Here is a 24365-nt window from a genome sequence, read left to right as displayed (position 1 = left end):
CTGCTCATGAATCCTTCGTTGCTGCCGCGTTATTGCCGGACACCTGCAGCGACTCAACGGCCGACGCATCCGTGAATTTGCGGAGAATGGAAACTTCGACGCGCCGGTTCTTCGCGCGGCCTTCGGGCGTGTCGTTGTCCGCCACGGGCCGGAATTCCCCGTATCCGGTCGAGCTGACCAAGCGGGGATCGAGATTGCCCGCCTCGATCAGCACCCTCATGAAGTTGATCGCGCGTTTCGCGCTGAGTTCGTAGTTGGATTCGAATTCGGCCGTGTTGATCGGCTGGTTGTCGGTATGCCCTTCGACGGATATCTCGTAGCCCGGGTAATTTCTCAGCATCGTGCCGATCGCAACGCCGAGCTCCTTGGCTTCCGGCGTGAGGTCCGCTTTGCCGGAAGCGAACAGCGCATTGTCGCTGATCGTAATGAGCAGGGACGAATGATTCAATTGGATATCGAGCTGTGTCGACAAATTGTTTTCCTGGATATACTGACTGAGCTGGTCGCGCAGCTGCTCGAACTCCCGAAGCTCCTGTTCCGCCCGGCGCGCCGCTTCGCTGGAGGCAACGCCTTCTTTCCCGCCGGACAACCGAACCATGTCGGTCGAGTTCGTCATTTGATCCACGGACACGACGACGGCCGATTGATCCAGAACGCCGATGCCGGAATTGAACGCCACGCTGAACGCCCGGCTCATCTCCTGGAACTTCTGCGCATCGACGGAGCTCATGGCGTACAGCACGATGAACAGCGCAAGCAGCAGCGTGAGCAGATCCGCGTAAGGTACGAGCCAGGTCTCATTGGGATGCTCTTCGTGATCCTCGTGTCTATGCCGTCTGCTCAACGCCTCTCGCCTCCCTTTCGCGTTCCTCGCGTTCATGCAGCGCTTGCCGTTCTTGCGGCGTCAGGAAGACGGACAGCTTCTGGTTGATGGCAATCGTGGAGACGCCGGATTGAATCGACAGCAAGCCTTCAACCATCATGAGCCGAAGTTCGGTTTCCCGCTGGGAGAGCCGCCTCAGCTTGTTGGAAATCGGATGCCAGAGCACATACCCGGTAAAAATACCAAGCATTGTGGCAATGAACGCGGCGGCGATGGAGTACGCAAGCTGGGCCATGTCGGTCATATCCGAAAGCGCGGCGATCAGGCCGATGACGGCGCCGAGCACGCCGAGCGCCGGAGCGTACATGCCGGCCTGGGAGAAGATCTGCGCTCCCGCTTTATGCCGCTGTTCGGTCGCATGGATTTCTTCCAGCAGAACATCGCGCACGAAGTCCTGGTCCTGGCCGTCGATGATCATCCGCATGCCGTTGCGAAGGAACGGATCCTCGATGTCATCCACCCGCGACTCCAGCGCAAGCAGACCTTCGCGGCGGGTGATCGTCGCCCATTCCATGAACAGCCGGATCAACTCTTCTCGCGAGACCAGCTCCTGCTTCTTGAAGAGAATTCGGATCAGTGCGGGAAACTTCTTCAGTTCGGACATCGGAAACGCTATGAACAGCGATGCGGCCGTACCGACGAGAATGATGACGTAAGCGGCTGGGTTGATCAATTGTGCCAGAGGCGCGTGTTTCAACAACATGCCTCCGATGATCGCCACAATGCCGAGAATGATGCCGGTAATGGTCGATTTCTCCATAAGACACCTCGCACTGACTTTAAGAAATGATGGTAGGACTGGGATACGCATTGCGGCATGAATCGGGTTCGATCGACACATGCCATATAGTATTTATCGTCATTCTTGTGGAGATTATTAGATTTTGAGCCGACAAAATCAGCCGTGCAGGCCGGCGGCCGGCCAATGCCGCGGGAAGAAGCGTTCTGCCCGCGGAAAAATGCTGCGGCTTCGAAGGGATGGATGTCAATGGGAGTCAGGCACGGTCGGGCGTACGGGGACATTTTGCGGGAGTTGACCGAAGCGGTCGGCGGCATCGAGGACAGCTACCGGTTGTGCGGCATGGAGGCGGAAGAATGGGCCGGGCTGGGGGAACAGGAGCGGCGCGAGACGCTGGAAGCCATCGCGGATGACGTGTTCTACGGACTCGGCGCGCAGCCGGTCATTGCCGTGGGCGCCGGCAAAGTCGTCTACCATCCGAAGTTCCATGTAATCGAAGTTTCCATTAATAACAGGGAAAGACGCATCGTCCGGCTCATTTGAACGCATGCTTTACAAAGAATTACAGAATCCGTACAATCGAGGTAAGGTAAGCATGTGAAAATATGTGACATTAACGCCTCAAGGAGTTCAAAACCATGTCGCTGAAATATACGGTGCAGCCCTTCATGCTGGACGAACGCGATCTGATGCCTTATTTTCAGCCCATCCTGGCATTGGACAGCCGGTTCGTGATCGGTTATGAAGTGTTGGGCCGGTACCGGACGAATGAAGGAGCGGCCAGCCTTGGTCCGTTCTTTGCGGATGCAAACGTGGATGTCCGGGAGCAGGTCCGGGTCGACCGCATCATACGGGAACGCGCCATCGCCCGTCTGGCTCAGGCGTCGGAAACGCAGCGGCCGCTGTTGTTCCTGAACGTCAAGCCTTCCTGGATCGACCGGACCTACCAGGATGAAGGGAAGCTGCAGACGCTCCGCATGCTGGAGCGGCACGGGATCCATACGGACCGGGTGGTCATCGAAATTACGGAAGACCGTTATGCCGGCTCCATGCAGCGGCTGAGCGAGATCGTGGGCATCTATCGCCGCGCCGGCTGCCGGATCGCCATTGACGATACCGGCACCGGGTTCAATTCGGCGGATCGGATCGCCGAACTCCACCCGGATATTCTGAAGGTGGACATTCACCTCATGAAGCGCAGCGCAAGCCACAGCGGCTATCTGGCCGTGCTCCGCAGCTACTCGGTCCTCGCCGAGCAGATCGGGGCGTCGCTCCTGATCGAGGGCGTCGAGACCGAGGACGATCTGCAGCGGGCCATCCAGCTGGGCGCCCGGTATGTGCAAGGGTATCTGTTCGCGCCGGCCGAGCCGGATTTTCAGCCGAAGGATCGGTATGCCGGCATCGTGGACAGGGGACTGGCGGAGCATCGCCGGAGCGTCCGGCGGTCGGAAGCCCGCTGGCGGGAAACCGGCGAGATGCTGTCCGGCTGCCTGCAGTCCGTCCGGAGCGGCCTGGGCAGCGCCGGCGGTTCGGCAGACGATGCCGACCGGTACGACCGGCTTGTCGAAGGACTGGCGGAGAAGCTGCCGGATACCTGCATCCGCGTCTATCTGTGCCGGGAGGACGGCGAGCAGCTGTCGTCCAACTTCCAGCGCGAGGGCGGCCGTTGGGTGAGGCAGCCTGAGTACCGCGGCTCGAACTGGAGCTGGCGGCCGTATTTTGTGGCCGACATGCTGCACCCCGCGGTCGGCGTGAACGCGAACATTTCGCGGAGTTACGCGGATCTCGGCACGCGCCGATGGATCCGCACGATCTCCGCTTCGCTTGCGCCGGGTCTCATCGTGCTCTTCGATATCATGGATGAAGAAGCGGCGGTCAAAACGGATGGTTCGGGGCTTGCGGAATAGCGGGCCGGTAGACCATGCAATGGAACATTTCAGGGCCGGCGGAGGTCTGGCGGCAGTAAGTGTCGTCCAGAACGAAGCCGGCCTTCTCGTAGGCGCGGATGGCGCGGGTATTCCAGGCGAGCACCTCCAGATCGACTTCGTCGCCGGGAGAGCGCCGGAGCGCTTCTTCCGCGGCGAGCCGGGTCAGGACGGCGCCCGCTCCTTTGCCGCACAGGTCCGGGCGCAGACCGAGGCCGAGTCGGGTAACCTTCAGCAGGGGAAAAAATTGGACGTAGCCGATCAGCTCATCCCTAACGTTCAGCACGGCGGCGTACTGCGTTTCCCGCAGCCACGGGTCGCCGAACTCGATGCCGCGGGCGCTCATTTCTTCCCAGGATGGCCAGTTGAACCGGTCGTACGGCGGGGAATAGCGCCAGCTGCAGATCGCTTCGGCATGGGCGGCCGACATCGGCACGATGCGCATGCCGCGCAGCTCCACGGGGAGTCCGCCGTCTCCATCGTGCTCTGCCTTCATATCCGTCATCCCCGTACCCCCCTTGCGGCAGCCAATTTCAACGAAAATTTCACGATTTCATTATAACATTGCCGATCAGCCGTGTTATGATAAAGGGTAATTGGCATAGAATTTGCAATTTGTCCGAACACGGAGATGATCAGGAGCTGGGTATGAATCGTTTGATATGGCTCGGCTGCCTGTCCTACATGGTCATCGGCATGGCGCACGTCGTGGCGGGCGCCGTGCTTGTGCCGCTGATCGGCGCATACGGCGTTGAGTACGGGGACGGCGGCCAATTCATCATGAATCAATTTGTCGGATTTCTGGTTGGCGTGCTTGGCGCGCCGCTGGTCACCAGACGGCTGGGCCGCCGGAGCGCACTTATTCTGGCGCTCAGCTGCCTGACCGTCGCGGAGGCGGCCTACAGTCTGCTGCTGCCGTGGGGCTGGATGCTCGCATCCGCGCCGCTGGCGGGGTTCGGGTTCGGCATGACGGAAGCGGTGCTTGGCGCAATCATTATTGAATTCGTAACGGACGGCAAAGCTTCGGCCATGGCGAAGCTGGAGACGTTCTTCGGCATCGGGGCGCTCGTCATGCCGATTCTGGCGGGGCTGCTGATCCGTGCGGACGTCTGGCAGATGGCGTTCCCGATCGTGACCGCCCTCTCGGGCATCACCATGCTGCTCTGGTTGACCATGTCGTTCGGTAAGGTGGACGAACTGATCGCCTACCGGGCAGCCGCGGCGGCAGACCGGCCGGCCTTGAAGCCGGCCCGCTATGCGCCGGCCGCCTGGCCGCTGCTGCTGGCGGGCACGCTCTACTTCGCGCTCTATGTCGGCATGGAGATGAGCTACAGCAACTATCTGCCGGCCATTCTGCTCGAGCGGACCGACATGAGCGAGGCGGCCGCCTCGGCCTCGCTGAGCGTCTTCTGGGGGCTGATGGTCGTCGGACGGATGTTCGCGGGGCGCATTGCGGACCGCAGCGGTTATTTCCGCTACCTGCTGATTTCCACCGCGGCGGGGACGGGCATGCTCGTCATGCTGGCGCTGACGGGCAGCGCCGGCGCTTCGCTGCTCTGGATCGGGCTGGCGGGACTGCTCTGGTCGGGCGTGTTCGCGGTCGCGCTGCTGTACGTGAATCAATACATTCCCGGCATGACGGAGCGGACGACGAGCCTGCTGATCGCGTCGGGCGGCGTCGGCGGCGCCCTGCTGCCGCGGACGACCGGGTGGATCATGGATCATTACGGAGCCGTCGGCACGCTGTGGATGATCGCGGCCGCGGCATCGCTGCTCATTGCGCTGCTGGGCGTCATGGCGCTCACGGTCCGGTCAATCCGTCAGAGCAACATGCAGCATAACGTTCTGGATGCCGGCCGGCATTAAAAGCTGGACGGCGGCGGGAAAAACCGGGACAAAAGCGGACGCATGACGCGGAACATCAGATGGCGGGAGGCGTATTCGGATGAGAGCGATCGTCAGCATGCGCTGGGTGCTTGCGCGAATGTACGAGCCGGATCTGGCCATTGTCGACTGCCGGTTTCTGCTGGGCGATCCGGCGGCCGGCCGGCGCAGTTATGCGGAATCGTACATTCCCGGCGCGATCTACATGGATCTGGAGCGCGACCTGTCCGGACCCGTCGGGAAACATGGCGGACGGCATCCGCTGCCGGACATCGCCGAACTGGCCGCGAAACTTGGCAAGGCGGGCATTGACCGCGACACGCGGGTCGTCGCCTACGACGACCAGGGCGGCGTGATGGCCGCACGGTTCTGGTGGCTGCTGCGCTACATGGGGCACGAGCAGGTCTATGTGATGGACGAAGGCTTCTCCGCCTGGAAGAAGGCGGGGTTCCCGGTGACGGACGCGGCGCCGCCGATCCGCGTGCCAAAGACGTATGTGCCGGACGTGCGGCAGGAACTGCTGGCGGATGTCGAAGCGGTGCGTCACGCCGTCCGGACCGGGGAGAGCGCGCTTGTCGATTCGCGCGAGCCCGCCCGTTATCGCGGCGAGACGGAGCCGATCGACCGGAACGCCGGCCACATCCCCGGCGCCGTCAACCGATTCTGGAAAGAGAACCTGGACGAAGCGGGCCGCTGGCGCAGCCCGGAAGAACTGGCGGAGCGGTTCGCGGCGCTGCCGCAGGACAAGCCGATCATCGTCTATTGCGGCTCGGGCGTGACCGCCTGCCCGAACGTGCTGGCGCTGATGGAAGCGGGATACCGCGATGTGAAGCTGTACGCGGGCAGTTGGAGCGACTGGATCTCGTACGAGGACAATCCGGTGGCGAAAGGCGGGGAGTAGAAGTCGAGAGCTGTGTAAGATTCGAAAGACGGGTTGTGACAGGTTGAAAGTTGGAGACCTGTTGCAGCCCGTTCTTTTTTTTTCGTGATGCGGAGCAAATCTTTATTAAATGGTTGTCATTCCCGATATATCAAGCAAAACCATATTATTCATTGAAGATAAATCCGGAGGCAGCATTCTATGAAGCTGAAATTGCAATTATTATCGCTTTGTTTCATTTTTTGCATTTTCATGATGAGCGCTCCTGTGAATGCAGAAAAAAACAACATTTTCGAATCCTATGATAACACCAGAGTCATCTACGGATACTTGGAAAATGGCGTTACCTATATTCCCATAGGCGAAATATGGCGCCAGTTCGGTAATCAATTATCCTTTGATGTCAACGAACAAAAAATTTTTTTCTCCACAAATCAAGGTGCTATTACATTGGGGTTTCAATCTGCCATTGGTGAAATAAATGGGGAGACCATTACCTTATCCAATCCAACCAAAAAAATTCAGAATACAGTATACGCCTCTGTCAGGGATGTTGCCAAACTATTTAACATAAAATTTGACCACCTGGATAAAAGTATGATGGAGCTTTTGCTGGACACAAAGAAGTTGCTGATCCATATCAAACCCATCACAAGCGCATATTTATATCATCCGAAAAAAATTGATGTCATCATGTACCACCATTTCGATCCGAACCGATCGGATTCCTTGACCGTTACACCCGAGAGATTTCGTGAACATTTGGATAAATTAATTCAGGCAGGTTATGAAACCATTACGGAAGAAGATTTATACCAGTATAAAACGAACGCTCATTATAAACTTCCAAAGAAGCCGCTGCTGATCACCATAGACGATGGCTATGCAAACAATTACTCGATCGCTTATCCGATGCTAAAGGAGAAAGGCTTGAGGGCAACCATTTATATCATTACGAGTTACAGAGGCAAGCAACCAGGATTTTCACGGCACTTCACTTGGGAAGAGGCCAAAGAAATGTATGATTCCGGGGTCATCAATATCGAAAGCCATACGCATGATTTGCACTACTATGTGCAGCAGGGAAAGAAGCAAAAAGCCGCAATTTTGGCCAGAAATGCCAATGAGGATGAACGATCCTATAAAAACAGAATTCTAAATGATCTTAAAACATCGCGGGATCTCATCCGGCAGCATGTCGGCAAAGAATCGATTGCCCTTTCATATCCATACGGTGTTTACGATAAAACGGTCATCCAATTAGCCAAAGAAGCCGGATTTAAACTGCATGTCACGATAAAAACAGACAAAAATCTGCGCGACGGCAATCCTGTGATTTATCGAGTAAATGCCCACGGCGACTACAGTGGTGAACAACTGGTAAGCGTATTGAATTCATGACATGAGGGGCTTCCCTTTCGGGGAAGCCCCTTTCTGCGCTTTACTGCACGGTCTTGTTGTAGGCCTGGATTTTTTCCGTAATTTCTTTTTCGGCGTCGGTCAGCGCTTGTTCTACCGATTTGGCCCCGTTGATGATTTCCTCCATCGCCTGCTCCACGATTTGGCGGGCTTCCGGGAAGATGCCCATTACGGCGCCCTTGGTTGCGTTGTTCAGCTTCGACTGGTGCAGCTGGTCGACGGCCGTTTTGAACTGCGGGAATTTCTCCAAATTTTCCTTCACCAGCGGCTGATCATAAGCGGCTTTGGTGATCGGGAAATAACCGGAGTTCACATGCCAGTACGCCTGCTGCTCGGGAGATACGACGAATTTGATGAATTCCCAGGCCGCTTTTTGCTCTTCTTCCGGACGGTCGTTCAGAATGTACAGACTTGCGCCGCCGACGATGACGCCTCCGTCTTCGGCTCCGTCCGGGCGGGGCAGGAATCCCGTGCCGACTTCAAAGCTGTCGCCGACGGTGTCCACAATGCCGCGCAGCGCCGCCGTCGAGTCCAGAATCATGGCCACTTGACCCGCGTTGAAGGCCGTCTTCGTATCCGCAGTCGAGCGGCCCAGATTGAGCATCACGTTGCTGTCGATCATGTCTTTCCACCAGTTCATGACGGTGATGCCGGCTTCGCCGGCGAGCAGCGACCGGGTTGCAAGTCCTTCGCGTCCGTTGCCGTTATCCACATATTCCTGGCCCTGCACCGCGAACAGCTGCTCCATGAACCAGCCGTAAATCGCGAAGGATGCACCGTACACGCCGTCCTTCGTCAGCGCTTCGGCCGCTTTCTTCACCTCGCTGAATGTCCCCGGCGGATTTTCCGGATCCAGTCCCGCCTCCCGGAACAGCGTTTTGTTGTAGTACAGAATCGGGTTCGACGTGTTGAACGGCATCGAGTAGAGCTGGCCGTCAAACGTGTAGTACCCCAGAATGTTTTCTTCCAGCTCACTGAGATCGAAGTTGTCCGCATCGATAAACGTTTGCATCGGCGTGATCGCCTTGGAATCGATCATGTACCGGCTTCCGATTTCATAGACCTGGACGATCGTGGGGCCGGTGCCGCTGCCCATGGCGGTTTTCATTTTGCTCAGGCTTTCGTCGTAGGTGCCCTGATAGATCGCTTCAACCTGGATGTCCGAGCGGGACTTGTTGAATTCCTCTACCAAATGGTGTACCGCTTTGCCCACTTCGCCGCCCATGGAATGCCAGAACGTCACTTTGATTGGACTTGAGCTCTTGGTGCCGGAAGAAGACGAACCGCCGCCCGAAACGCTTTCGTTTTTCCCGCCGGAACTGCATGCCGTCATGAACGCCAGAAGCAGAACAAGAAGTCCGACAACGATGGATTTTTTCTTGTTGATCGACGGATTCATGATGTTGGAGTCCTCCCTTTGGATATATAAAAATCAAATCTCAACCTTTCACGGCGCCTGCCGTAATGCCCCGGACGAGCTGCTTGAGCCCGAATACCAGAGTGAGCAGGGATGGCAGCAGCACGAGCGTGACGCCTCCCAGCACGAGGTTGTGGGACATCGCTTCCTCCCATTTCAGCATGCTGATGCCGATCTGCACGGTTCGCATCGTATCCCGGTTCGTGATCAGCAGCGGCCAGAAGTACATGTTCCAGGTGTTGAGGAACTGGTAGACGGCGAGCGTCGCCAGAGCCGGCCTGGCGATCGGCAGCACGATGCCGGCGTAGATGCGAAGGTGGCCGCAGCCGTCGATCCGCGCCGCTTCCAGCAGCTCCCTCGGCAGCTGCAGGAAATGTTGCCGCAGCAGAAAGATGCCGAAAGCACTGGCCATGAACGGAACGGTGAGTCCGGCATAACTGTCCATCCATCCCCAGCTGCGAATGGTGATGTAGTTGGGGATGATCGTCACTTCCCAAGGAATCATCATCGTGGACAGGAACAGCGAGAACACCAGGCTTTTGCCGCGAAACGGAATGAAGGCGAAGGCATAAGCCGCCAGGCTGGACGTGATCAGCTGTCCGGCCACAACCGCGATCGAAACGATAAAACTGTTGAGCAGAAACCGGTCAATCGGCACCAGGTTCAGCACGTCGGAGAAATTTTTCAAGTAAATGCCGGAAGGCAGGATGTTCGGCGGATAGGCCTGCGCTTCCGAGGGCGTCATCAGGGCGTAGGAGAACGTGTAGATCATCGGGTACAACACCGCCAACGCGCACACCGTGAGCACCGCATACAGGGGAAGATACTTGATCGTACGGATGATCATTGATAATGCACCTTCTTCTCCAGCCAGAAAAATTGCAGCAGCGTAAGCAACAGAATGATCGCAAACAGGATCAGGGCTTGCGCGCTGGCCGAACCGAAGCGCCAATTCACAAAGGCTTCCTGGTAAATTTGGTAGACCATCACGTTCGTGGCATTCATGGGGCCGCCTTTCGTCAGGATGTGGATCTGCCCGAACGTTTGAAACGCATTGATGACCGAAACGATGAGCAGAAAGAACAGGGTCGGCGACAAGAGCGGGATGAGCACGCTGAAGGCGCTCCGGATCGGTCCGGCTCCGTCGATTTTCATGCTGTCGTAAATATCTTCCGAAATGCCCTGCAACCCGGCGGTCAACACGATGAAATTGAAGCCCAGATTCATCCACACCGTCATCAGCGATACCGAGATGAGCGCCCATTTCGGGTCAACCAGCCAAGGGATCGGCGAGATGCCGAGCAGGCTGAGAACGTAATTCAGCATGCCGGTGCTGGGGTGGAACAAGAGCGCCCAGATGACCGCGCCGGTAGCTGCCGAAATGGCGACCGGCATCGAGAAGATGAATTGAAAGGACTTCATCGCCGGAAGCCTGGCGTTGGTCATGCAGGCCAGCGCGAAAGCGATCAGGATGCCGGGAGGAACCGTGTACAACGTGAAGAGCACCGTCGCTTTCAACGTCGAGAGGAACGTTCCGGACGTGAACATGCTCGCGTAATTGTCCAATCCCGCGAACGCCACCGCCTCGCCCCGCGGATTCGTCAGCTGGAAACTGAGCACGATGGACTTGAACAACGGATAGAACAGGAACGTTCCGAAGAACAGGAGGCAGGGCAGCAGGAACAAATAGCCCAGCAGGTTCTCTCTCCGCTTCACTGCCCTCATGGATTGGGCTTCAGCCATCCTGCAGACTCCTCTCTATCGACGATCCGGCCAGCCGACGCAGTCTGTCCGGATAGTCGGTAATGATGCCCGAGACGCCCCGGGCCAGCAGCCGCTTCATGGCCTCCGGATCATTGACCGTCCATGGATAGACTTGTTGTCCGTTTGCGCGCAGCGCCGCGATGTCTTCCGGTTCAATCAAGGCAAAATGCGGATGCATGGAGTAAACGTCCAGACCGAAATCGCGCACAAGCTTCACGGGATCCAGCAAATTGGCCGAGTACAGCAGACCGATGCGCAGATCAGGCGAGGCCGTTTTCAACCGGTGCAAAAGCCGATGGTCGAAGGAAGAAATGACGACCGACTCCGTTCGTCCGTACTCCCGGATCAGCGAAGACAAAAGATGGATGATCCGGTTGTCGCTGCACTTCAATTCAATGTTGATCCCGACGGAGGAGGGGACGAGATCGAACATTTCACGCAGTGTCGGGATCCGTTCACCGGCATACTCCGGTGAAAACCAGGCGCCGGCGTCCAGCCGCCGCAGCTCTTCAAGCGTCATTTCCCGAATGAGGCCGGACCCGTTCGTTGTGCGGTCCGCTTCGAAATCATGGCAGACCACGATTTCTTCGTCGGCAGACAGCTGCACATCCAGCTCGATCATGTCGCACCCTTGCTCGACCGCCAGCCGGAAGGCTGCCGGCGTGTTTTCCGGTGCCTGCCCCGCGGCCCCCCGGTGGGCGATGACAAGCGGCCGGTGATCGTTTCTGTCCATATCCGTATCCCCTTTCAGCCGATTGGGAAGGCAAAAATCGCTGTGCCTTGTGTAACGTTGATCAAATTCGACAAATTCAGCGTACTGTCACTTTGTCAGCGGAGAATTAATTGGATTCCAATGTTCCGTAAAATTTTTGTGCGCGGCAAGCAAGTCGTAAACGCTTGCAAAGATCTCGGGAAGCGCGATACCCCCTTCCTCGTTATGCGTCGTAATAGTTTCTTATGCCCGGAACGACATCCTTAGGCACGTCACAACAAGAATAAAGGCCGGAAATGCCTTGTTTGTTGGCATTTCTGGCCTCTCGAAATAAGGTTATTGCTCAATCCGGATGCTGCCGCTTTCGGTTCGCACCTTGATGACTTCCCCCGACGTGCCGGCGGCATCCGGATGGTGGATCGAGCCGGAGTCGGATTTCAAATCATAGGAGCCGCTGTACGAGAGAGGCACGATAATGTGGACACTGCCGGAATCGGAGGATACGACGGCGCCCATCTCGTCTTTTTTCACGATGCGGATCGAACCGGAGTCGGTCTCGATATTGCCGGCGCCTTTCAAATGATTGATGGTAATGCTGCCGGAATCGGATACGGCCGTCACGCCGGCGTGTATCTCGTCCGCATGGATGCTTCCGGACTCGGAACGGAGCGCCAGGCTTTTGCCCTCGTAGCTTTCCAGCCGGATTCCGCCGTAGTTGGACGTCACCGTCAAGGTGCCGCCTTGCAGACGGCCCAGCCGGATGCTGCCGGAATCGGATCCGATGACGAGATCCCGGGCCTTGGCGCCATCCACGCTTACCGATCCTGCATCGCTGCTGACCTTGAGCGTCTCGAACGATTCCAGCGATTCTTCCGTCAGCGAGATGGTGATGGATTGCCTCTCGTTCCAAGTGAAGTCAGGGAAGAAGCCCCAGTACCATGGATCTTGGTCTTTGAACTGCAGATAGAGGATGCCGTTCTTGACTTCGGCCGACCGGATCTGCTTCACCGTTTTCGGCGCCGCCTTTCCCTCGATCCGGACGACATTCTCTTGGCTGACCGTAAAATCGATCTCCAGCGCGTAGCTGTCGCTCTCAATCCGGATCTCCTGCACGTGATCCCCGAGCGCCAACGCATGCTCATAGGTCTCGCGCAATTCGTAGCCGAAGACATATTTCACCAACGCAATCATTCCGACTGCGACCAGGATGACGCCAACGATCGTTCTTGCCAACCGGCTCATGACAGACAAATACACCCTTTCCGCTCATCTGTGGTTGATCAAAGTGTACACCAGCACCCTGCGCTCCAGGTACCGGCCGCGGAAGGATCGGGCGCCAGACTTTGGTCGGGGTTGGCGGAAAAGCTTTGGAGACTCCATCCGGGGCGATTAGCGCTTATGCACCTGGAATCGGAGCACCGTTTTCAATTTCGCCGGTTCGGTCTTGCGGGGATCGGACAGGTAGATTTCCCGATGCGTCTTGGACGCCCGGACATAACCCTGTTCAGCGCAATACGCTTCCATGCGCGCGAAGCTTGCGGGTTCATCGTCATACGGACCGATGTGCAGCATCTGGCAGCACAGCCCTTCTTCCATCCGTTCGAACCGGACATGATCCAGATACGGATTGGACTTTTTCCGTTTCGTCTGCTCCAGGAAGCGCCGGAACCCGTCTTCGGTCAGGAAATCCGGCTGCCGGATCATGAGGGTGTATTTGAAATTGCTTTTGTCCGTCGAAGGCCTGGTGTAGTCCACCAGATCCCATATCCCCTCCAGCGGAAACACCTTGTACGCGTAATAGCCGGCCGGCGCATCGCCGCTGCGGTACGACATTTTGACCGCATAGCTGATGCTGTACAGCGCCTCCGTCTGTTTGACGAACGCCTCGCCGTTCGGGTCCCCGGAGCCGCCGAGCATGATAAACGGCAGCTGCGGCACTTCCACGACCACGGGCTCCGCGGGCGGCACATAAAGATGCTTGAAATCTTTCTTGTAATCGACAGCCTTCGTCAATGCCGTTCACTCCTTCGCTTCCGGAACATGATCCCTTACAGCTTAACCGATCAAATATGCCAACAGTCCGAAACGCCGAAAGCCGGGAACCGCCGCAGGCTCCCGGCTTTGTATCATTTCGCGTGCATCTTGAACTCGAGGAACAGGTCGTTGTAGTAGGCGAGCATCCGCTTGCCCAGATTTTCGTAGACCTCCAGCCGGGCGATCAGTTCGTCGCCCGGATAGAACCGCTCGTCCTCCCGGATCTCTTCGGGCAGCATCTCCAGCGCCGTGGCGTTCGGCGTCGAGTAGCCGACATATTCGGCATTCCGCGCCGCGTTCTCCGGATCGAGCATGAAGTTGATGAACAGGTGCGCCCCTTCGATGTTGCGCGCCGTCTTCGGAATGACCATCGAGTCGAACCAGAGGTTTGACCCTTCCTCCGGCACGACGTAGTCCAGGTCTTCGTTCTCCCACATGATTTCCGCCGCGTCACCGGACCAGACGACCGCCGCCGAAGCTTCATTGCCGGTCATCAGCATCTTGATCTCATCGCCGACAATGGCTTTCACGTTCGGCGTGAGCCGCTTCAGCTTGGCCAGCGCTTCCTGCAGGTGCTCCTCGTCCGTGTCGTTCAGCGAATAGCCCAGACTGTTCAGCCCCATGCCGATAATCTCACGGGCGCCGTCGACGAGCAGGATGTCGTTCCTCAGGGACGGATCCCAGAGCGCGTCCCAGCTGACAGGCGGCTCGTCGAACGCTTCGGGGTTGTAGAGGATGCCGACCGTACCCCAGAAATACGGCACGGAATAGACGTTGCCCGGATCATAGGACATGTCCATGAACCGCGGATCGATATGCGCCATGTTGGGCAGCTTGGAATGGTCGAGCGGCACCAGCAGGCCGTCTTCCATCAAGCGCTCGACGGCGTATTCGGACGGCATCGCGACATCGAATGTCGTTCCGCCTTGGGCGATCTTCGTCATCATCGCTTCGTTCGAATCGAACGTCTCGTAGATGACGGTGATGCCCGTCTGCTCCTGGAACTCCTTGAGCAGTTCCGGATCGATGTAATCGCCCCAGTTGAAGACGGTGATCGTGTCCGCCCCCGCGTAGCCCGCGCTCCGGTTGAGCGCGTTCGTCCACGCCATGAGGCCCAGCGACGCAACGAGGATAACCGCGAACAGTTGCACGAGCTGTCTCATCGGCGTTCACCGCTTTCCGCGAGCCGCGCGTTGCGGCGGTTGATGAAGTAATACCCGATGACGAGCGCGACGGTGAACAGGAACAGCAGCGTCGAGAGCGCGTTGATCGAGAGCGAGATGCCCTGCCGCGCCCGCGAGTAGATCTCGACGGACAAGGTCGAGAAGCCGTTCCCGGTGACGAAGAACGTCACGGCGAAGTCGTCCAGCGAGTAGGTGAGCGCCATGAAGAAGCCGGCGAAAATGCCGGGTTTCATGTACGGCACGACGACCCGCGTCAGCACCTGCCACGCGTTGGCGCCCAGGTCGCGCGCGGCGTCGAGCATGCTCGTGCGCATTTCCTGCAGCTTCGGCAGCACCATCAGGACGACGATCGGCACGCTGAACGCGATGTGAGACAGCAGCACCGACACGAAGCCGAGCTGGATGCCGATGATCGTGAACAGGATCAGGAACGACGCGCCGATGATGACGTCCGGGCTGACGATCAGGACGTTGTTCAGCGCGAGCAGCGCGTTCTTCCGGCTGCGGCGCTTCACCTCATAGATCGCCAGCGCGCCGATCGTTCCGAGAATCGTCGAGACGAGGGCCGAGAGCAGCGCGATGACGACCGTGTTCAGCACGATGATGAGCAGCCGCGTATCCTGCAGCACTTCCCCGTACCATTCGAGCGTAAACCCTTCGAAACCTTGCATCGTCCCGCCGCTGTTGAACGAGTAGACGATCAGATAAGCGATGGGCGCATACAAGATGACGAAGACGGCCGTGAGATACAGATTCGACCAGCGCCACCTTCTATCCACGGAGCGCACCCCGCTTTCCGATGCCGGTCGCGAACATGATGAGGGCCATGGCGATGATCAGGAACACGGCGATCGTCGCGCCCATTCCCCAGTCCTGCGTCACGAGGAAATGCTGCTCGATCGCCGTGCCGAGCGTAATGACCCGGTTGCCGGCGATGAGCCGGGTGATCATGAACAGCGACAGCGACGGAATGAACACGGCCTGGCAGCCGGCCTTGACTCCGTCCAGCGTCAGCGGGAAAATGACCCGCCGGAACGTCGTCCATGCCGAAGCGCCCAGATCGCGGGACGCGTCGATCAGGGCGGGATTCAGCTCTTCCAGCGCGTTGTAGATCGGCAGGATCATGAACGGGATGAAAATGTACACCGACACGAACACGAAGCTGAAGTCGTTGAACAGCAGCTGCCGGCCCCCGATGCCGACCATCTCGAACACCGCGTTCACCAGGCCGTATTTGCCGAACAGTCCGATGAAGGCGTACGCCTTCAGCAGCAGGTTGATCCAGCTCGGCAGGATGATGAGCAGCAGCCACAGCTGCTTGTGCTTGAGCCGCGTCAGGATGAGCGCCGTCGGGTATGCCACGAGCAGCGAGAACGCCGTGATCAGGAAGGCATACCAGAACGAGCCGAGCGTCATGCGCAGGTAGATCGGCGTGAAGAACTTCGCGTAATTGTCCAGCGTGAACTGTCCTTCGACATCGAAGAACGAATAGTACGCGACCAGGATGATCGGCGCCGCGACAAACAGGACGATCCATGCGACATAAGGGATGAGGTAGAAGTTTCGCGTCCTAGCCATGGCTGCCCTCTCCGTAGGTCTCGAGCCGTCTGTCGAATTCTTCTTCCGTCTCGCCGAAACGCATGACATGGATCGCTTCCGGGCCGAAGGTCAGGCCGATGTGCTCGTCCACCTCCGCTTTGCGCGTCGAGTGGACCAGCCACGTGTTGCCGGACTCGTCGCGTCCCTTGATCTCGTAGTGGACGCCGCGGAACAATTGCGACTCGACGCGGATGCGCAGCTTGCCGCTCTCCGGCTCGGTGATCTCGAGGTCTTCCGGACGAATGACGATCTCGACCGGCTCGCCTTCGCGGAATCCGCCGTCAACGCACTCGAACGGCTTGCCGGCGAATTCGACCAGATAGTCGCGGATCATCCGGCCCGGAATGATGTTCGATTCGCCGATGAAATCCGCCACGAAGCGGTTGATCGGTTCGTCGTAGATGTCGGTCGGCGTGCCGGACTGCTGGATCCTCCCCTTGTTGAGGACGAAGATCTCGTCCGACATCGCAAGCGCCTCTTCCTGGTCGTGCGTAACGAAGACGAACGTGATGCCGAGCCGCCGCTGCAGCTCGCGCAGCTCGTACTGCATCTCCGTGCGCAGCTTCAGGTCGAGCGCCGACAGCGGCTCGTCCAGCAGCAGCACCTCCGGCTCGTTCACGATCGCCCGGGCGATCGCGACCCGCTGCCGCTGGCCGCCGGACATGCCGGCGATGTCACGGTTCTCGTAGCCTTCAAGGTTTACGAACCGCAGCGCTTCTTTCACCTTGGCATCAATGGCAGCGCGGTCCAGCTTCTTGATCCGCAGGCCGAACGCAACGTTCTCGTATACGTTCAGATGAGGGAACAAAGCGTAATCCTGAAAAACGGTGTTCACCTGGCGCTTGTTCGCCGGAACCCGGTTCACAAGCTTTCCGTTGATGTAAATGTTTCCTTCCGTCGGCTCCATAAACCCCGCAATGAGCCGCAGAATGGTTGTCTTGCCGCAGCCCGAGGGACCGAGCAGCGTGTAGAATTTGCCCCGCTCGATGTTGAAGCTGACCTCGTCCAGTACGGTGACGCCATCTTCATAACGTTTGGTCACGCGGTCGAACCGAATGATCACGTCATCCGCCAACTGCTTTAACCCTCCTTTTCATAACTGCCGAATCATGAAGCCGTGCACAGCCGTTTGTCCGACTCTGCCGATGGGTGAATCACGATTGTTATATTATCATGGATTTCGTCGTGTGGGGATACAAGAAAAACGGCAAACGCCGTCATTTTATGGCGGCGGGCCCGTTTTGCGGCGAAAGCTGTCGGGAAGCGGGAAAAAGCTGACGCAAACGCCTTCCCGTGCTATGATGAAAACGATAACACTTACGGGCTCGGAAAAGGATGGAAATGGAGGGGGATGCGTGAGAAACCGGTGGATCAACTCGCCTGCCGCGTATGCGCTCGGGATGTTCGCGATGATGGTGCCGACGCAGGCGTTCAGCTCGTTTTATTTTTACTTTTATGTGGATGAACTGGGGCTCGCCGTCTGGCTGGCCACGATTGCGCGCACGATTTACCTTGTATGGGACGCGGTCAACCAGCCGCTCGCCGGTTGGCTGTCCGACCGGACGTCCACGCGGCTCGGGCGGCGGCGGCCGTGGCTGCTCGGCGCCGTGCCCGCGTACATGCTGACGTTCGTGATGGTGTACGCCGTCCCGCCGGGACTCGGCAAAGCCGGCATGCTCGCATGGTTCCTCGCCGCGCTCATCCTGATCGAAGCGGTCGCGACGATCATCTGGGTGAACTACGGGGCGCTCTTCCCGGAGCTGTTCCAGGGCAATCGGCTTCGCGCCCGGGCGTCGGCCGTACAGCAAGGCTTCCAGATTGCCGCCCTCCTGGTCGGCACCGCCGCGACGCCGCTGCTTTACACTTCTCTGGGCTACGGCAACATGGCGCTGATCTATGCCTTTCTCTTCGGCGTTCTGATGCTCGTCTGCATCGCCGGCATCCGCGAGCAGGAAGAAGCGCGGCAAGGCCCGAGGCTGTCGCTGAAAGAATCGTTCCGCACGACGCTGCGCAACATCCCGTTCTGGCTGCACAACATCGCCAACTCCTTCGCCCAGACCGTGAACGGTCTGATCGGTTCAATCATTCCGTTCTACGCAAAGTATGTGCTCGGCATCCCGGAGAAACAGGTGTCGATTCTGCTCGCTTCGATCTTCGTCTCGGTTATTCCGCTCGTCTTCGTCTGGTACCGGATCGCGCGGGACATGGACCCGGTGAAATGCTGGCGGCTGTCGCTGGCCGCCTACGCGGTGTCTGTGCTGCCCCTCAGCTTCGCTGGCGATCTGGCCAGCGGCATTGCGGCAGGCGTGCTCGTCGGCTTCGGGTTGTCCGGATTCCTCGTCACGCCGCCGATCGTCGGCAGCCGCATCATCGACCTTGACTTCGCCGATACCGGCCAGCGGCGCGAAGGCGTCTATACGGCGGTCTCCGGGTTCATTACGCGGTCAAGCGGCCTCATTTCAGCAGTGGCGTTTCTCATTGTGGGCATGATTTTTGACTATGAAAGCGGGGAAAATCCGGGACCGAATCCCGAAGCGGCGTTTGTGTGGCTGAGCAGCTACGTTCCGTTCGGCTTGCTCGCTGTTGCCTTCGCGATCTCGTTGTTCGTTCGGCTGAGAAAGGAGACAGAGGTGCGGCATGACGGTCAAATATCTGGTCATCAACTGTGACGACTTCGGCCAGAGTCCGGCGATGAACGCCGCGATCATGCATCTGCTTGAGGAAGGACTCGTCTCGTCGGCGACGATTATGGCGCCGGCGCCGGCTTTCCGCGAAGCGGCCGAGTGGTGCCGGAAGCGGGAGCAGCCGAACATCGGCCTCCACCTGACGCTGACCAGCGAGTTCGAGGCGCTCCGCTTCCCGAGCCTGACGGGCGGGGCGTCGCTGCACGACGACAGCGGCCATATGTACCGGACGGTGGAGGAATTCGAGCGGAGCGCGGACACCGCGGACGTGATGCGCGAATTGACCGCGCAGTACGAGGCGGTCCGGGCGAGCGGCGTGCAGGTCACCCATGCGGATAACCATATGGGCAGCCTGTACGGCATGGCGACCGGCCGCAGCCATATCCCGCACGTGCTCCGCTGGTGCGCCGGGCGGGGCCTGCCGTTCCGGCTGTTCCGGAAGGTCGACCCCGCCGATCCCCTGCTCGGGCCGATGCCGGGCGTGGAGCGCGCGGCCGCGAAGGCTTCGGCGCTCGCGGGCGTGCTCGGCGTCGCGCTGCCCGACTACCTGCTCTCGCACCCGTTCGAGAAGCGGGACGGTGAAACCTACGAATCGTTCAAGCAGATGCTGATTGACAAGCTGTACCGCCTGCCCTTTGGCATCTGCGAGACGTACATCCACCCCGGCGTCGACGATCCGTGGATGCGCGAGCACATTCCGCACTGGGAGAAAAGGGTGTGGGAGTTCCGGCTGATGATGGACGACGACTTCCGCTACGCGATCCGCGACGCGGGCGTGACACTGGTCGATTACACCTTCATCCGGCGGCACGGGAGAGAATCGCGTCTGCGCGCCGGCGCGCGGCTGGCGGCGTCCGTGCTGGGCCGGTGAGAAAAACGCGCAGCCGCATGTTGTCCTGCGCCCCGGGGTGGGACTGGCATGCGGCTGCTGTTGTTTGTGCCGGATGAGGAAAGTTTCTCGCACGGTCAAGCTTCCGGCGGTACGCCGGGATCACGCATCAGGAGGCCGACCGGGCAATGGTCGCTGCCCATGATGCCGCTGTCGATCAGCGCATCCTCCAGATACGGCGCAAGCCGGGCGGAGACGAGGAAATAGTCGATCCGCCAGCCGATGTTCCGCTCGCGCACCTTCGGCATGAAGGACCACCAGGTGTACGCGTCCGTCCGGTCCGGGTAGAAATGGCGGAACGTGTCGATGAACCCCGCCTCGAGCAGCCGGGTCATCGCCTCGCGCTCTTCGTCGGTGAAGCCGGCATTTCCCCGGTTGGATTTGGCATTCTTGAGATCGATTTCCCGGTGGGCGACGTTCAGGTCGCCGCAGACGACGACCGGCTTGCGCGCGTCCAGTTCCTTCAGGTACGCGCGGAACTGCTCTTCCCAGGCGATGCGGTATTCAAGCCTCGACAAGTCGCGCCGCGCGTTCGGCGTGTACACGTTGACGAGGAAGAACGCGGGAAATTCGAGCGTCAGGACGCGCCCTTCCGGGTCGTCCCCGTCCGAGAAGCCCGTCCGGACCGCCTCCGGTTCGATCCGCGTGAACACGGCGGTGCCGGAGTAGCCTTTCTTCTCGGCGCAGTTCCAATACTGCCGGTAACCCTCCGGCAGTTCCAGCTCCAGCTGGCCTTCCTGCAGCTTCGTCTCCTGCACGCAGACGATGTCGGCGTCCGCGCGCCGGAAGTAGTCGAGAAATCCTTTGCCGACGCAGGAGCGCAGTCCGTTGACATTCCAGGAAATCAATTTCATTGATTAGTGCACCTCAATATCATTCTGCGGCCATCCGGTGCCGCAGGCGGCGCCCGGAAGCGGGCCCCGATTCTTAGATTCTTATATAGTAGACCACGGGTGCGTTTCTTTTGGCAATGGATTTGCCAGGTACTTGCGCAGCACATCGCACAGGAGGATCACCGCTTCACGGAGCGATTTCTCATCCATGTACGAATAGCTGATCCGAAAGCGATGGTGCTCGGGCTCATTGGCGGCAATTCCTCGTTCCCGAAAGTAATCGGACAAGGCCCGCCGCAGTTCCGCATCTCCCTGAAACGGCCCGTAGTTCGCGATAATCGCCGGGTTCTCCGTCACGAGCTGATGGATATTCCTGCAGATTTCCCGGTTGGGCAGCAAATCGGGGTCCACCATTGCGACATGAAGCCGATACCGGCAGTCCGATGAAGATCCCTGGAAATGCCGCCACGTGTGCGCCCGGGGCAAATAATCAATGAGAGACAATTGCCATGACGCGGACAATTCCGGCGTTCCGCCGCCATCTTCCGGATCCGGGCCGACGAAGCAGCCTTTCCCCTGCGTGCAGTGAATCAGCTCCATTCGTTCCAGCTCGGCATACGCCTTGCTGACGGTCACCTGGCTGACCTTGAGGCTCCTCGCCAGTTCACGCACCGAAGGCAGCCGGGTTCCCGTCTTCAACAAACCGGAACGAATGCGATCGGACAACGTTTGGGCGATCTGTTTCGACAATGGCGTACCGGCATGACGTTTCAATTCAATATGCATGGCTTGCCGCCTCCGACTGTTATACACGTTTCTTTACTGTTATACGGTGTTATGGCTATATTGGCCGTAAATTCATTGATTTCAGTATAACTTTAAAGAAACGGGAGGTAAATGCCATGCGGGGATTTAAAGGAATTCTTGCGCTGTTTCTTGCGGCCATTGTCCTTTTGACGGTTGTCATGGTGTGGAAGGAGAACCCCGGGGCAGAAGCGGAACGCGGGATGCGTCACGAATCTAAAGAGGAATATATCAAGAGGAAGCTGGACCATTGGACGCCGATGGTGCCCTGAGCCTGCCAATGATAGAAGCAGCCCGCCCGGCGCGCCGGCCAGAAGGCGGGTTGCTCCCCGTTGGATCGGCATGACTTCGGCGTTCATACGCGCGCGCGTTGGACCGGCAGCCCGGGCACGTCCACCTTCACGCGGAACAGGCCGCCCGCCAGCGGCTGCTTCCCGGTGTTCTGCCCGCTGCCGCCGCCCGCCGTCGTAATGTACAGCTCGTCGAAATGCTCCCCGCCGAACGCGCAGGAGGTCACATTTTCGACCGGGATCGGCACCGACGCCAGCTTCTTGCCCGTCTCGGGATCCCACCGTCCGGCCTGCCAGCCGCCCCAATGGCCGATCCACAGCTTGCCTTCCGCGTCGATGCACATCCCGTCGGGACCGCCCGGCTCGTCCGCCGGATATTCGATGGCGACCCGCCGGTTCGCGATCGCGCCGGTCTCCGGATCGAAGTCGAACGCCCAGACGATCCGCTCGGCCGAATCGATGTAGTACATCGTCTTCCCGTCCGCCGCCCAGGCCAGGCCGTTCGAGCAGACGACTTCCGTCAGCTTCCGCGTCAGCTTGCCGCCCGTCTCCAGCGTATAGAGCGAGGCGTTGCGCTGCCATTTCGCGCTCATCGTGCCGGCCCAGAACCGGCCGGACGGATCGCATTTGCCGTCGTTCACCCGGTTGCCTGCATCCGGTTCGTCCGTATGGACAATGAGCCCGGTCTGCTCCGTCTCCGGATCGAACCGGTAGAAGCCGTCCGCCAGCCCGAGAATCCACGAGCCGTCCTCGGCGGGAACCGCGCAGCCGATCTTCTGATCGAACCCGTGGACGGTAATGCGCCCGTCAAGCGGCCGATAGCGCTGCAGCTTGCGCCCTTCGATATCGACCCAGAACAGTTCGCCGAGCCGCTCGTCCCATACCGGTCCTTCACCGAGCCGGTTGCCTGCGGCGACGACACATTCGGCCTGATACGTCAACATTGCGCTCAACTCCATTTCCTGCTGGTGTATCTTTACCCACAATAACAGAACGGGGCGGAAAGCGCTATTGTCTTGACGGCGGATGCGGGCGGGACATTTGACGGTATTCAAACCGCGGGCGGATAAGGTAAAATGAAAAAGGTTAACGGATGGGCAATCGCGGCTTTTACCACAACAGACGGGAATCGGGTGCAGATGAGGATCGGATTTTTTGACTCGGGGCTGGGCGGACTGACCGTGCTTGCCGAATCGCTTCGCCGGCTTCCGGCCAAAGATTACCTGTACATGGCGGACACGCTGCACGTGCCGTACGGAACGAAGACGAAAGAGGACGTCAGGCGCTACGTTCTGGAAGCCGTCGAGACCATGGTCGGTCAGGGCATTGACGCACTGGTCGTTGCCTGCAACACGGCCACGAGCATCGCGATCAATGAGCTGCGGGAGATCTACAGCATGCCGATCGTCGGCATGGAGCCTGCCGTCAAGCCCGCGGTGGAGATGAACCGGGCGACGGGCAAGCGCGTGCTGGTGTGCGCGACGCCGCTGACGCTCTCCATGCCGAAGTATTACGCGCTGGTCTCCCGCGTGGACGAAAACGGCATCGTCGATTCGCTGCCGCTGCCCGAACTGGTCGACTATTGCGAGCGTCTCGTGTTTGACGGGGAAGAACTCGCGGCGTATTTCCGGCGGAAGCTGGAACCGTTCGATCTTGACCGGTACGGCATCATCGTGCTCGGGTGCACGCATTTTATCTATTACCGGGACGCGCTGCGGCGCGTGCTGCCGGAATCGATCGAGATCGTCGACGGCAACGCCGGCACGGTTCGGCGGCTGGCGGCGCTCCTGACCCGCTACGGCATCTCGGAGAATGACGGCAGCGGCGATGTGCGGCTCATGTGCACCGGCGGCGATCCGGCGTACATCCGGAAGATGGGCATCGCGCTCGACCGGGCCAGGACATTGTAATACAGGACATTGCAAAATTTGATGCGCGGCAACAGATGCCGGAGAGGAGAGACAAGTCATGGGCAACAATCGGGTGATCGGCGGCGGCGGATTTCATCACGTGGCGATTCGGGTGCACGATTTTGACGCGTCCGTGAAGTTTTACACCGAGGTGCTCGGGTTCACCGAGCGCGTGCGGTGGGGCGAAGGGAACGGGCGGGGCATCCTGCTCGATACCGGAGACGGCAATTACCTTGAAATCTTTGCGGGAGGCGCGCCCGGCCCGAAGCCGGAAGGGGCGTTCCTGCATCTGGCGCTTCGCACCGACAATGTCGACAAGGCGATTGAGGTTGCGCGCGCAGCCGGCATGGAAGTGACGGTCGAGCCGAAGGATGTCTCGCTCGGAACGGTGCCGGCGCGGATCGCGTTCTTCAAGGGGCCGGACGGCGAGATCATCGAGTTGTTCCAGGAATAAAAGAATGACAGAGAACCCCGCACGGCGGAGCATGCGTTCCGTGTGCGGGGTTCTGTCATGC

Annotated in this window: 26 protein-coding genes; 10 read left to right on the top strand and 16 right to left on the bottom strand. The window is 59.1% G+C overall.

The window, feature by feature from the left end:
• Positions 1–4: 4 nt before the first annotated feature.
• The gene (locus C6W55_RS11385) at positions 5–844 is read right to left on the bottom strand and encodes a flagellar motor protein MotB (protein WP_015256355.1); all 840 of its coding nucleotides are present in this window, start codon (positions 842–844) and stop codon (positions 5–7) included.
• Entirely contained in the window at positions 828–1643 is an 816-nt protein-coding gene (gene motA / locus C6W55_RS11380; protein WP_015256354.1) for a flagellar motor stator protein MotA, read from the bottom strand. Before motA ends, C6W55_RS11385 begins: the two co-directional genes overlap by 17 nt.
• Before the next feature lie 228 nt (positions 1644–1871).
• Here motA and C6W55_RS11375 point away from each other — a divergent pair, with 228 nt between their 5' ends.
• Both C6W55_RS11375 and C6W55_RS11370 read left to right on the top strand, forming a co-directional pair.
• Complete coding sequence (locus tag C6W55_RS11375) at positions 1872–2165, top strand: hypothetical protein (protein WP_286892700.1); 294 nt, start codon at positions 1872–1874, stop codon at positions 2163–2165.
• Between the two features lie 95 nt (positions 2166–2260).
• Positions 2261–3529: an EAL domain-containing protein gene (locus C6W55_RS11370; protein ID WP_286892699.1), complete on the top strand. Its 1269-nt coding sequence runs from the start codon at positions 2261–2263 to the stop codon at positions 3527–3529.
• Here the strand turns inward: C6W55_RS11370 and C6W55_RS11365 are convergent.
• Positions 3498–4052, bottom strand: coding sequence for a GNAT family N-acetyltransferase (locus tag C6W55_RS11365; RefSeq protein ID WP_483316363.1), 555 nt, complete (start codon positions 4050–4052; stop codon positions 3498–3500). The two genes, C6W55_RS11370 and C6W55_RS11365, sit on opposite strands and share 32 nt — an antisense overlap.
• Before the next feature lie 143 nt (positions 4053–4195).
• Between C6W55_RS11365 and C6W55_RS11360 the strand changes: the two genes are divergently transcribed.
• The 3 genes from C6W55_RS11360 to C6W55_RS11350 all read left to right on the top strand — a co-directional run bounded on the left by C6W55_RS11360 (position 4196) and on the right by C6W55_RS11350 (position 7712).
• Positions 4196–5413, top strand: coding sequence for an MFS transporter (locus tag C6W55_RS11360; protein ID WP_286892698.1), 1218 nt, complete (start codon positions 4196–4198; stop codon positions 5411–5413).
• Between the two features lie 79 nt (positions 5414–5492).
• Positions 5493–6332, top strand: a complete 840-nt coding sequence (locus C6W55_RS11355) for a sulfurtransferase (RefSeq protein WP_286892697.1) — start codon at positions 5493–5495, stop codon at positions 6330–6332.
• 180 nt (positions 6333–6512) lie between these two features.
• On the top strand, positions 6513–7712 hold the full coding sequence (locus tag C6W55_RS11350; RefSeq protein ID WP_286892696.1) for a polysaccharide deacetylase family protein: 1200 nt from the start codon (positions 6513–6515) through the stop codon (positions 7710–7712).
• 40 nt (positions 7713–7752) lie between these two features.
• On the opposite strand, the gene C6W55_RS11345 is transcribed toward C6W55_RS11350, so the two are convergent.
• The 10 genes from C6W55_RS11345 to C6W55_RS11300 all read right to left on the bottom strand — a co-directional run bounded on the left by C6W55_RS11345 (position 7753) and on the right by C6W55_RS11300 (position 17515).
• Positions 7753–9129, bottom strand: coding sequence for an ABC transporter substrate-binding protein (locus C6W55_RS11345; protein WP_286892695.1), 1377 nt, complete (start codon positions 9127–9129; stop codon positions 7753–7755).
• Positions 9130–9169: 40 nt separating this feature from the next.
• The gene (locus C6W55_RS11340) at positions 9170–9994 is read right to left on the bottom strand and encodes a carbohydrate ABC transporter permease (protein WP_286892694.1); all 825 of its coding nucleotides are present in this window, start codon (positions 9992–9994) and stop codon (positions 9170–9172) included.
• Positions 9991–10890: a carbohydrate ABC transporter permease gene (locus C6W55_RS11335; protein WP_286892693.1), complete on the bottom strand. Its 900-nt coding sequence runs from the start codon at positions 10888–10890 to the stop codon at positions 9991–9993. Before C6W55_RS11335 ends, C6W55_RS11340 begins: the two co-directional genes overlap by 4 nt.
• A complete protein-coding gene (locus tag C6W55_RS11330; protein ID WP_286892692.1) occupies positions 10883–11644 on the bottom strand; it encodes a glycerophosphodiester phosphodiesterase in 762 nt (253 codons plus the stop codon). The genes C6W55_RS11335 and C6W55_RS11330 overlap by 8 nt, the downstream gene beginning before the upstream one ends.
• A gap of 315 nt (positions 11645–11959) precedes the next feature.
• On the bottom strand, positions 11960–12865 hold the full coding sequence (locus C6W55_RS11325; protein ID WP_286892691.1) for a DUF4097 family beta strand repeat-containing protein: 906 nt from the start codon (positions 12863–12865) through the stop codon (positions 11960–11962).
• A 147-nt stretch (positions 12866–13012) separates the two neighbouring features.
• Complete coding sequence (locus C6W55_RS11320) at positions 13013–13636, bottom strand: GyrI-like domain-containing protein (RefSeq protein ID WP_015256340.1); 624 nt, start codon at positions 13634–13636, stop codon at positions 13013–13015.
• 113 nt (positions 13637–13749) lie between these two features.
• Entirely contained in the window at positions 13750–14820 is a 1071-nt protein-coding gene (locus tag C6W55_RS11315; RefSeq protein WP_015256339.1) for an ABC transporter substrate-binding protein, read from the bottom strand.
• On the bottom strand, positions 14817–15620 hold the full coding sequence (locus tag C6W55_RS11310) for an ABC transporter permease (protein WP_213484654.1): 804 nt from the start codon (positions 15618–15620) through the stop codon (positions 14817–14819). The genes C6W55_RS11315 and C6W55_RS11310 overlap by 4 nt, the downstream gene beginning before the upstream one ends.
• On the bottom strand, positions 15613–16419 hold the full coding sequence (locus C6W55_RS11305) for an ABC transporter permease (protein ID WP_213484655.1): 807 nt from the start codon (positions 16417–16419) through the stop codon (positions 15613–15615). The genes C6W55_RS11310 and C6W55_RS11305 overlap by 8 nt, the downstream gene beginning before the upstream one ends.
• Positions 16412–17515: an ABC transporter ATP-binding protein gene (locus tag C6W55_RS11300; protein ID WP_286892690.1), complete on the bottom strand. Its 1104-nt coding sequence runs from the start codon at positions 17513–17515 to the stop codon at positions 16412–16414. Before C6W55_RS11300 ends, C6W55_RS11305 begins: the two co-directional genes overlap by 8 nt.
• A gap of 280 nt (positions 17516–17795) precedes the next feature.
• Here C6W55_RS11300 and C6W55_RS11295 point away from each other — a divergent pair, with 280 nt between their 5' ends.
• The gene (locus C6W55_RS11295) at positions 17796–19109 is read left to right on the top strand and encodes an MFS transporter (RefSeq protein ID WP_286892689.1); all 1314 of its coding nucleotides are present in this window, start codon (positions 17796–17798) and stop codon (positions 19107–19109) included.
• A complete protein-coding gene (locus C6W55_RS11290) occupies positions 19078–19995 on the top strand; it encodes a polysaccharide deacetylase family protein (RefSeq protein ID WP_286892688.1) in 918 nt (305 codons plus the stop codon). Before C6W55_RS11295 ends, C6W55_RS11290 begins: the two co-directional genes overlap by 32 nt.
• A gap of 95 nt (positions 19996–20090) precedes the next feature.
• Here the strand turns inward: C6W55_RS11290 and C6W55_RS11285 are convergent, their stop codons facing one another.
• Both C6W55_RS11285 and C6W55_RS11280 read right to left on the bottom strand, forming a co-directional pair.
• Positions 20091–20867 (bottom strand): exodeoxyribonuclease III, encoded by a 777-nt coding sequence (locus C6W55_RS11285; RefSeq protein WP_286892687.1) that lies wholly within the window; start codon positions 20865–20867, stop codon positions 20091–20093.
• Between the two features lie 81 nt (positions 20868–20948).
• Complete coding sequence (locus C6W55_RS11280) at positions 20949–21632, bottom strand: GntR family transcriptional regulator (protein ID WP_286892686.1); 684 nt, start codon at positions 21630–21632, stop codon at positions 20949–20951.
• 116 nt (positions 21633–21748) lie between these two features.
• Here C6W55_RS11280 and C6W55_RS11275 point away from each other — a divergent pair, with 116 nt between their 5' ends.
• A complete protein-coding gene (locus C6W55_RS11275; protein ID WP_286892685.1) occupies positions 21749–21922 on the top strand; it encodes a hypothetical protein in 174 nt (57 codons plus the stop codon).
• A gap of 83 nt (positions 21923–22005) precedes the next feature.
• Here C6W55_RS11275 and C6W55_RS11270 read toward each other — a convergent pair whose 3' ends face one another.
• Positions 22006–22884, bottom strand: a complete 879-nt coding sequence (locus C6W55_RS11270) for an SMP-30/gluconolactonase/LRE family protein (protein ID WP_286892684.1) — start codon at positions 22882–22884, stop codon at positions 22006–22008.
• Between the two features lie 195 nt (positions 22885–23079).
• Here C6W55_RS11270 and murI point away from each other — a divergent pair, with 195 nt between their 5' ends.
• Both murI and C6W55_RS11260 read left to right on the top strand, forming a co-directional pair.
• Positions 23080–23850: a glutamate racemase gene (gene murI / locus C6W55_RS11265; RefSeq protein WP_213484661.1), complete on the top strand. Its 771-nt coding sequence runs from the start codon at positions 23080–23082 to the stop codon at positions 23848–23850.
• 58 nt (positions 23851–23908) lie between these two features.
• Positions 23909–24304 carry a VOC family protein gene (locus tag C6W55_RS11260; RefSeq protein ID WP_015256328.1) on the top strand — a complete coding sequence of 132 codons (396 nt, stop codon included), beginning with the start codon at positions 23909–23911 and terminating at the stop codon, positions 24302–24304.
• The last annotated feature ends 61 nt before the right edge of the window (positions 24305–24365 follow it).

This window comes from Thermobacillus sp. (genome assembly GCF_003390775.1).
GTDB classification, from domain to species: Bacteria; Bacillota; Bacilli; order Paenibacillales; family Paenibacillaceae; genus Thermobacillus; species Thermobacillus xylanilyticus.
This window is presented reverse-complemented; position numbering and strand designations above follow the sequence as displayed.

Coding starts and splice junctions, on each gene's coding strand:
- motA (WP_015256354.1), bottom strand. CDS start 1,643: ATGGAGAAATCGACCATTACCGGCATCATTCTCGGCATTGTGGCGATC.
- C6W55_RS11375 (WP_286892700.1), top strand. CDS start 1,872: ATGGGAGTCAGGCACGGTCGGGCGTACGGGGACATTTTGCGGGAGTTG.
- C6W55_RS11370 (WP_286892699.1), top strand. CDS start 2,261: ATGTCGCTGAAATATACGGTGCAGCCCTTCATGCTGGACGAACGCGAT.
- C6W55_RS11365 (WP_483316363.1), bottom strand. CDS start 4,052: ATGACGGATATGAAGGCAGAGCACGATGGAGACGGCGGACTCCCCGTG.
- C6W55_RS11360 (WP_286892698.1), top strand. CDS start 4,196: ATGAATCGTTTGATATGGCTCGGCTGCCTGTCCTACATGGTCATCGGC.
- C6W55_RS11355 (WP_286892697.1), top strand. CDS start 5,493: ATGAGAGCGATCGTCAGCATGCGCTGGGTGCTTGCGCGAATGTACGAG.
- C6W55_RS11350 (WP_286892696.1), top strand. CDS start 6,513: ATGAAGCTGAAATTGCAATTATTATCGCTTTGTTTCATTTTTTGCATT.
- C6W55_RS11345 (WP_286892695.1), bottom strand. CDS start 9,129: ATGAATCCGTCGATCAACAAGAAAAAATCCATCGTTGTCGGACTTCTT.
- C6W55_RS11340 (WP_286892694.1), bottom strand. CDS start 9,994: ATGATCATCCGTACGATCAAGTATCTTCCCCTGTATGCGGTGCTCACG.
- C6W55_RS11335 (WP_286892693.1), bottom strand. CDS start 10,890: ATGGCTGAAGCCCAATCCATGAGGGCAGTGAAGCGGAGAGAGAACCTG.
- C6W55_RS11330 (WP_286892692.1), bottom strand. CDS start 11,644: ATGGACAGAAACGATCACCGGCCGCTTGTCATCGCCCACCGGGGGGCC.
- C6W55_RS11325 (WP_286892691.1), bottom strand. CDS start 12,865: ATGAGCCGGTTGGCAAGAACGATCGTTGGCGTCATCCTGGTCGCAGTC.
- C6W55_RS11315 (WP_015256339.1), bottom strand. CDS start 14,820: ATGAGACAGCTCGTGCAACTGTTCGCGGTTATCCTCGTTGCGTCGCTG.
- C6W55_RS11305 (WP_213484655.1), bottom strand. CDS start 16,419: ATGGCTAGGACGCGAAACTTCTACCTCATCCCTTATGTCGCATGGATC.
- C6W55_RS11290 (WP_286892688.1), top strand. CDS start 19,078: ATGACGGTCAAATATCTGGTCATCAACTGTGACGACTTCGGCCAGAGT.
- C6W55_RS11285 (WP_286892687.1), bottom strand. CDS start 20,867: ATGAAATTGATTTCCTGGAATGTCAACGGACTGCGCTCCTGCGTCGGC.
- C6W55_RS11280 (WP_286892686.1), bottom strand. CDS start 21,632: ATGCATATTGAATTGAAACGTCATGCCGGTACGCCATTGTCGAAACAG.
- C6W55_RS11275 (WP_286892685.1), top strand. CDS start 21,749: ATGCGGGGATTTAAAGGAATTCTTGCGCTGTTTCTTGCGGCCATTGTC.
- C6W55_RS11270 (WP_286892684.1), bottom strand. CDS start 22,884: ATGTTGACGTATCAGGCCGAATGTGTCGTCGCCGCAGGCAACCGGCTC.
- murI (WP_213484661.1), top strand. CDS start 23,080: ATGAGGATCGGATTTTTTGACTCGGGGCTGGGCGGACTGACCGTGCTT.
- C6W55_RS11260 (WP_015256328.1), top strand. CDS start 23,909: ATGGGCAACAATCGGGTGATCGGCGGCGGCGGATTTCATCACGTGGCG.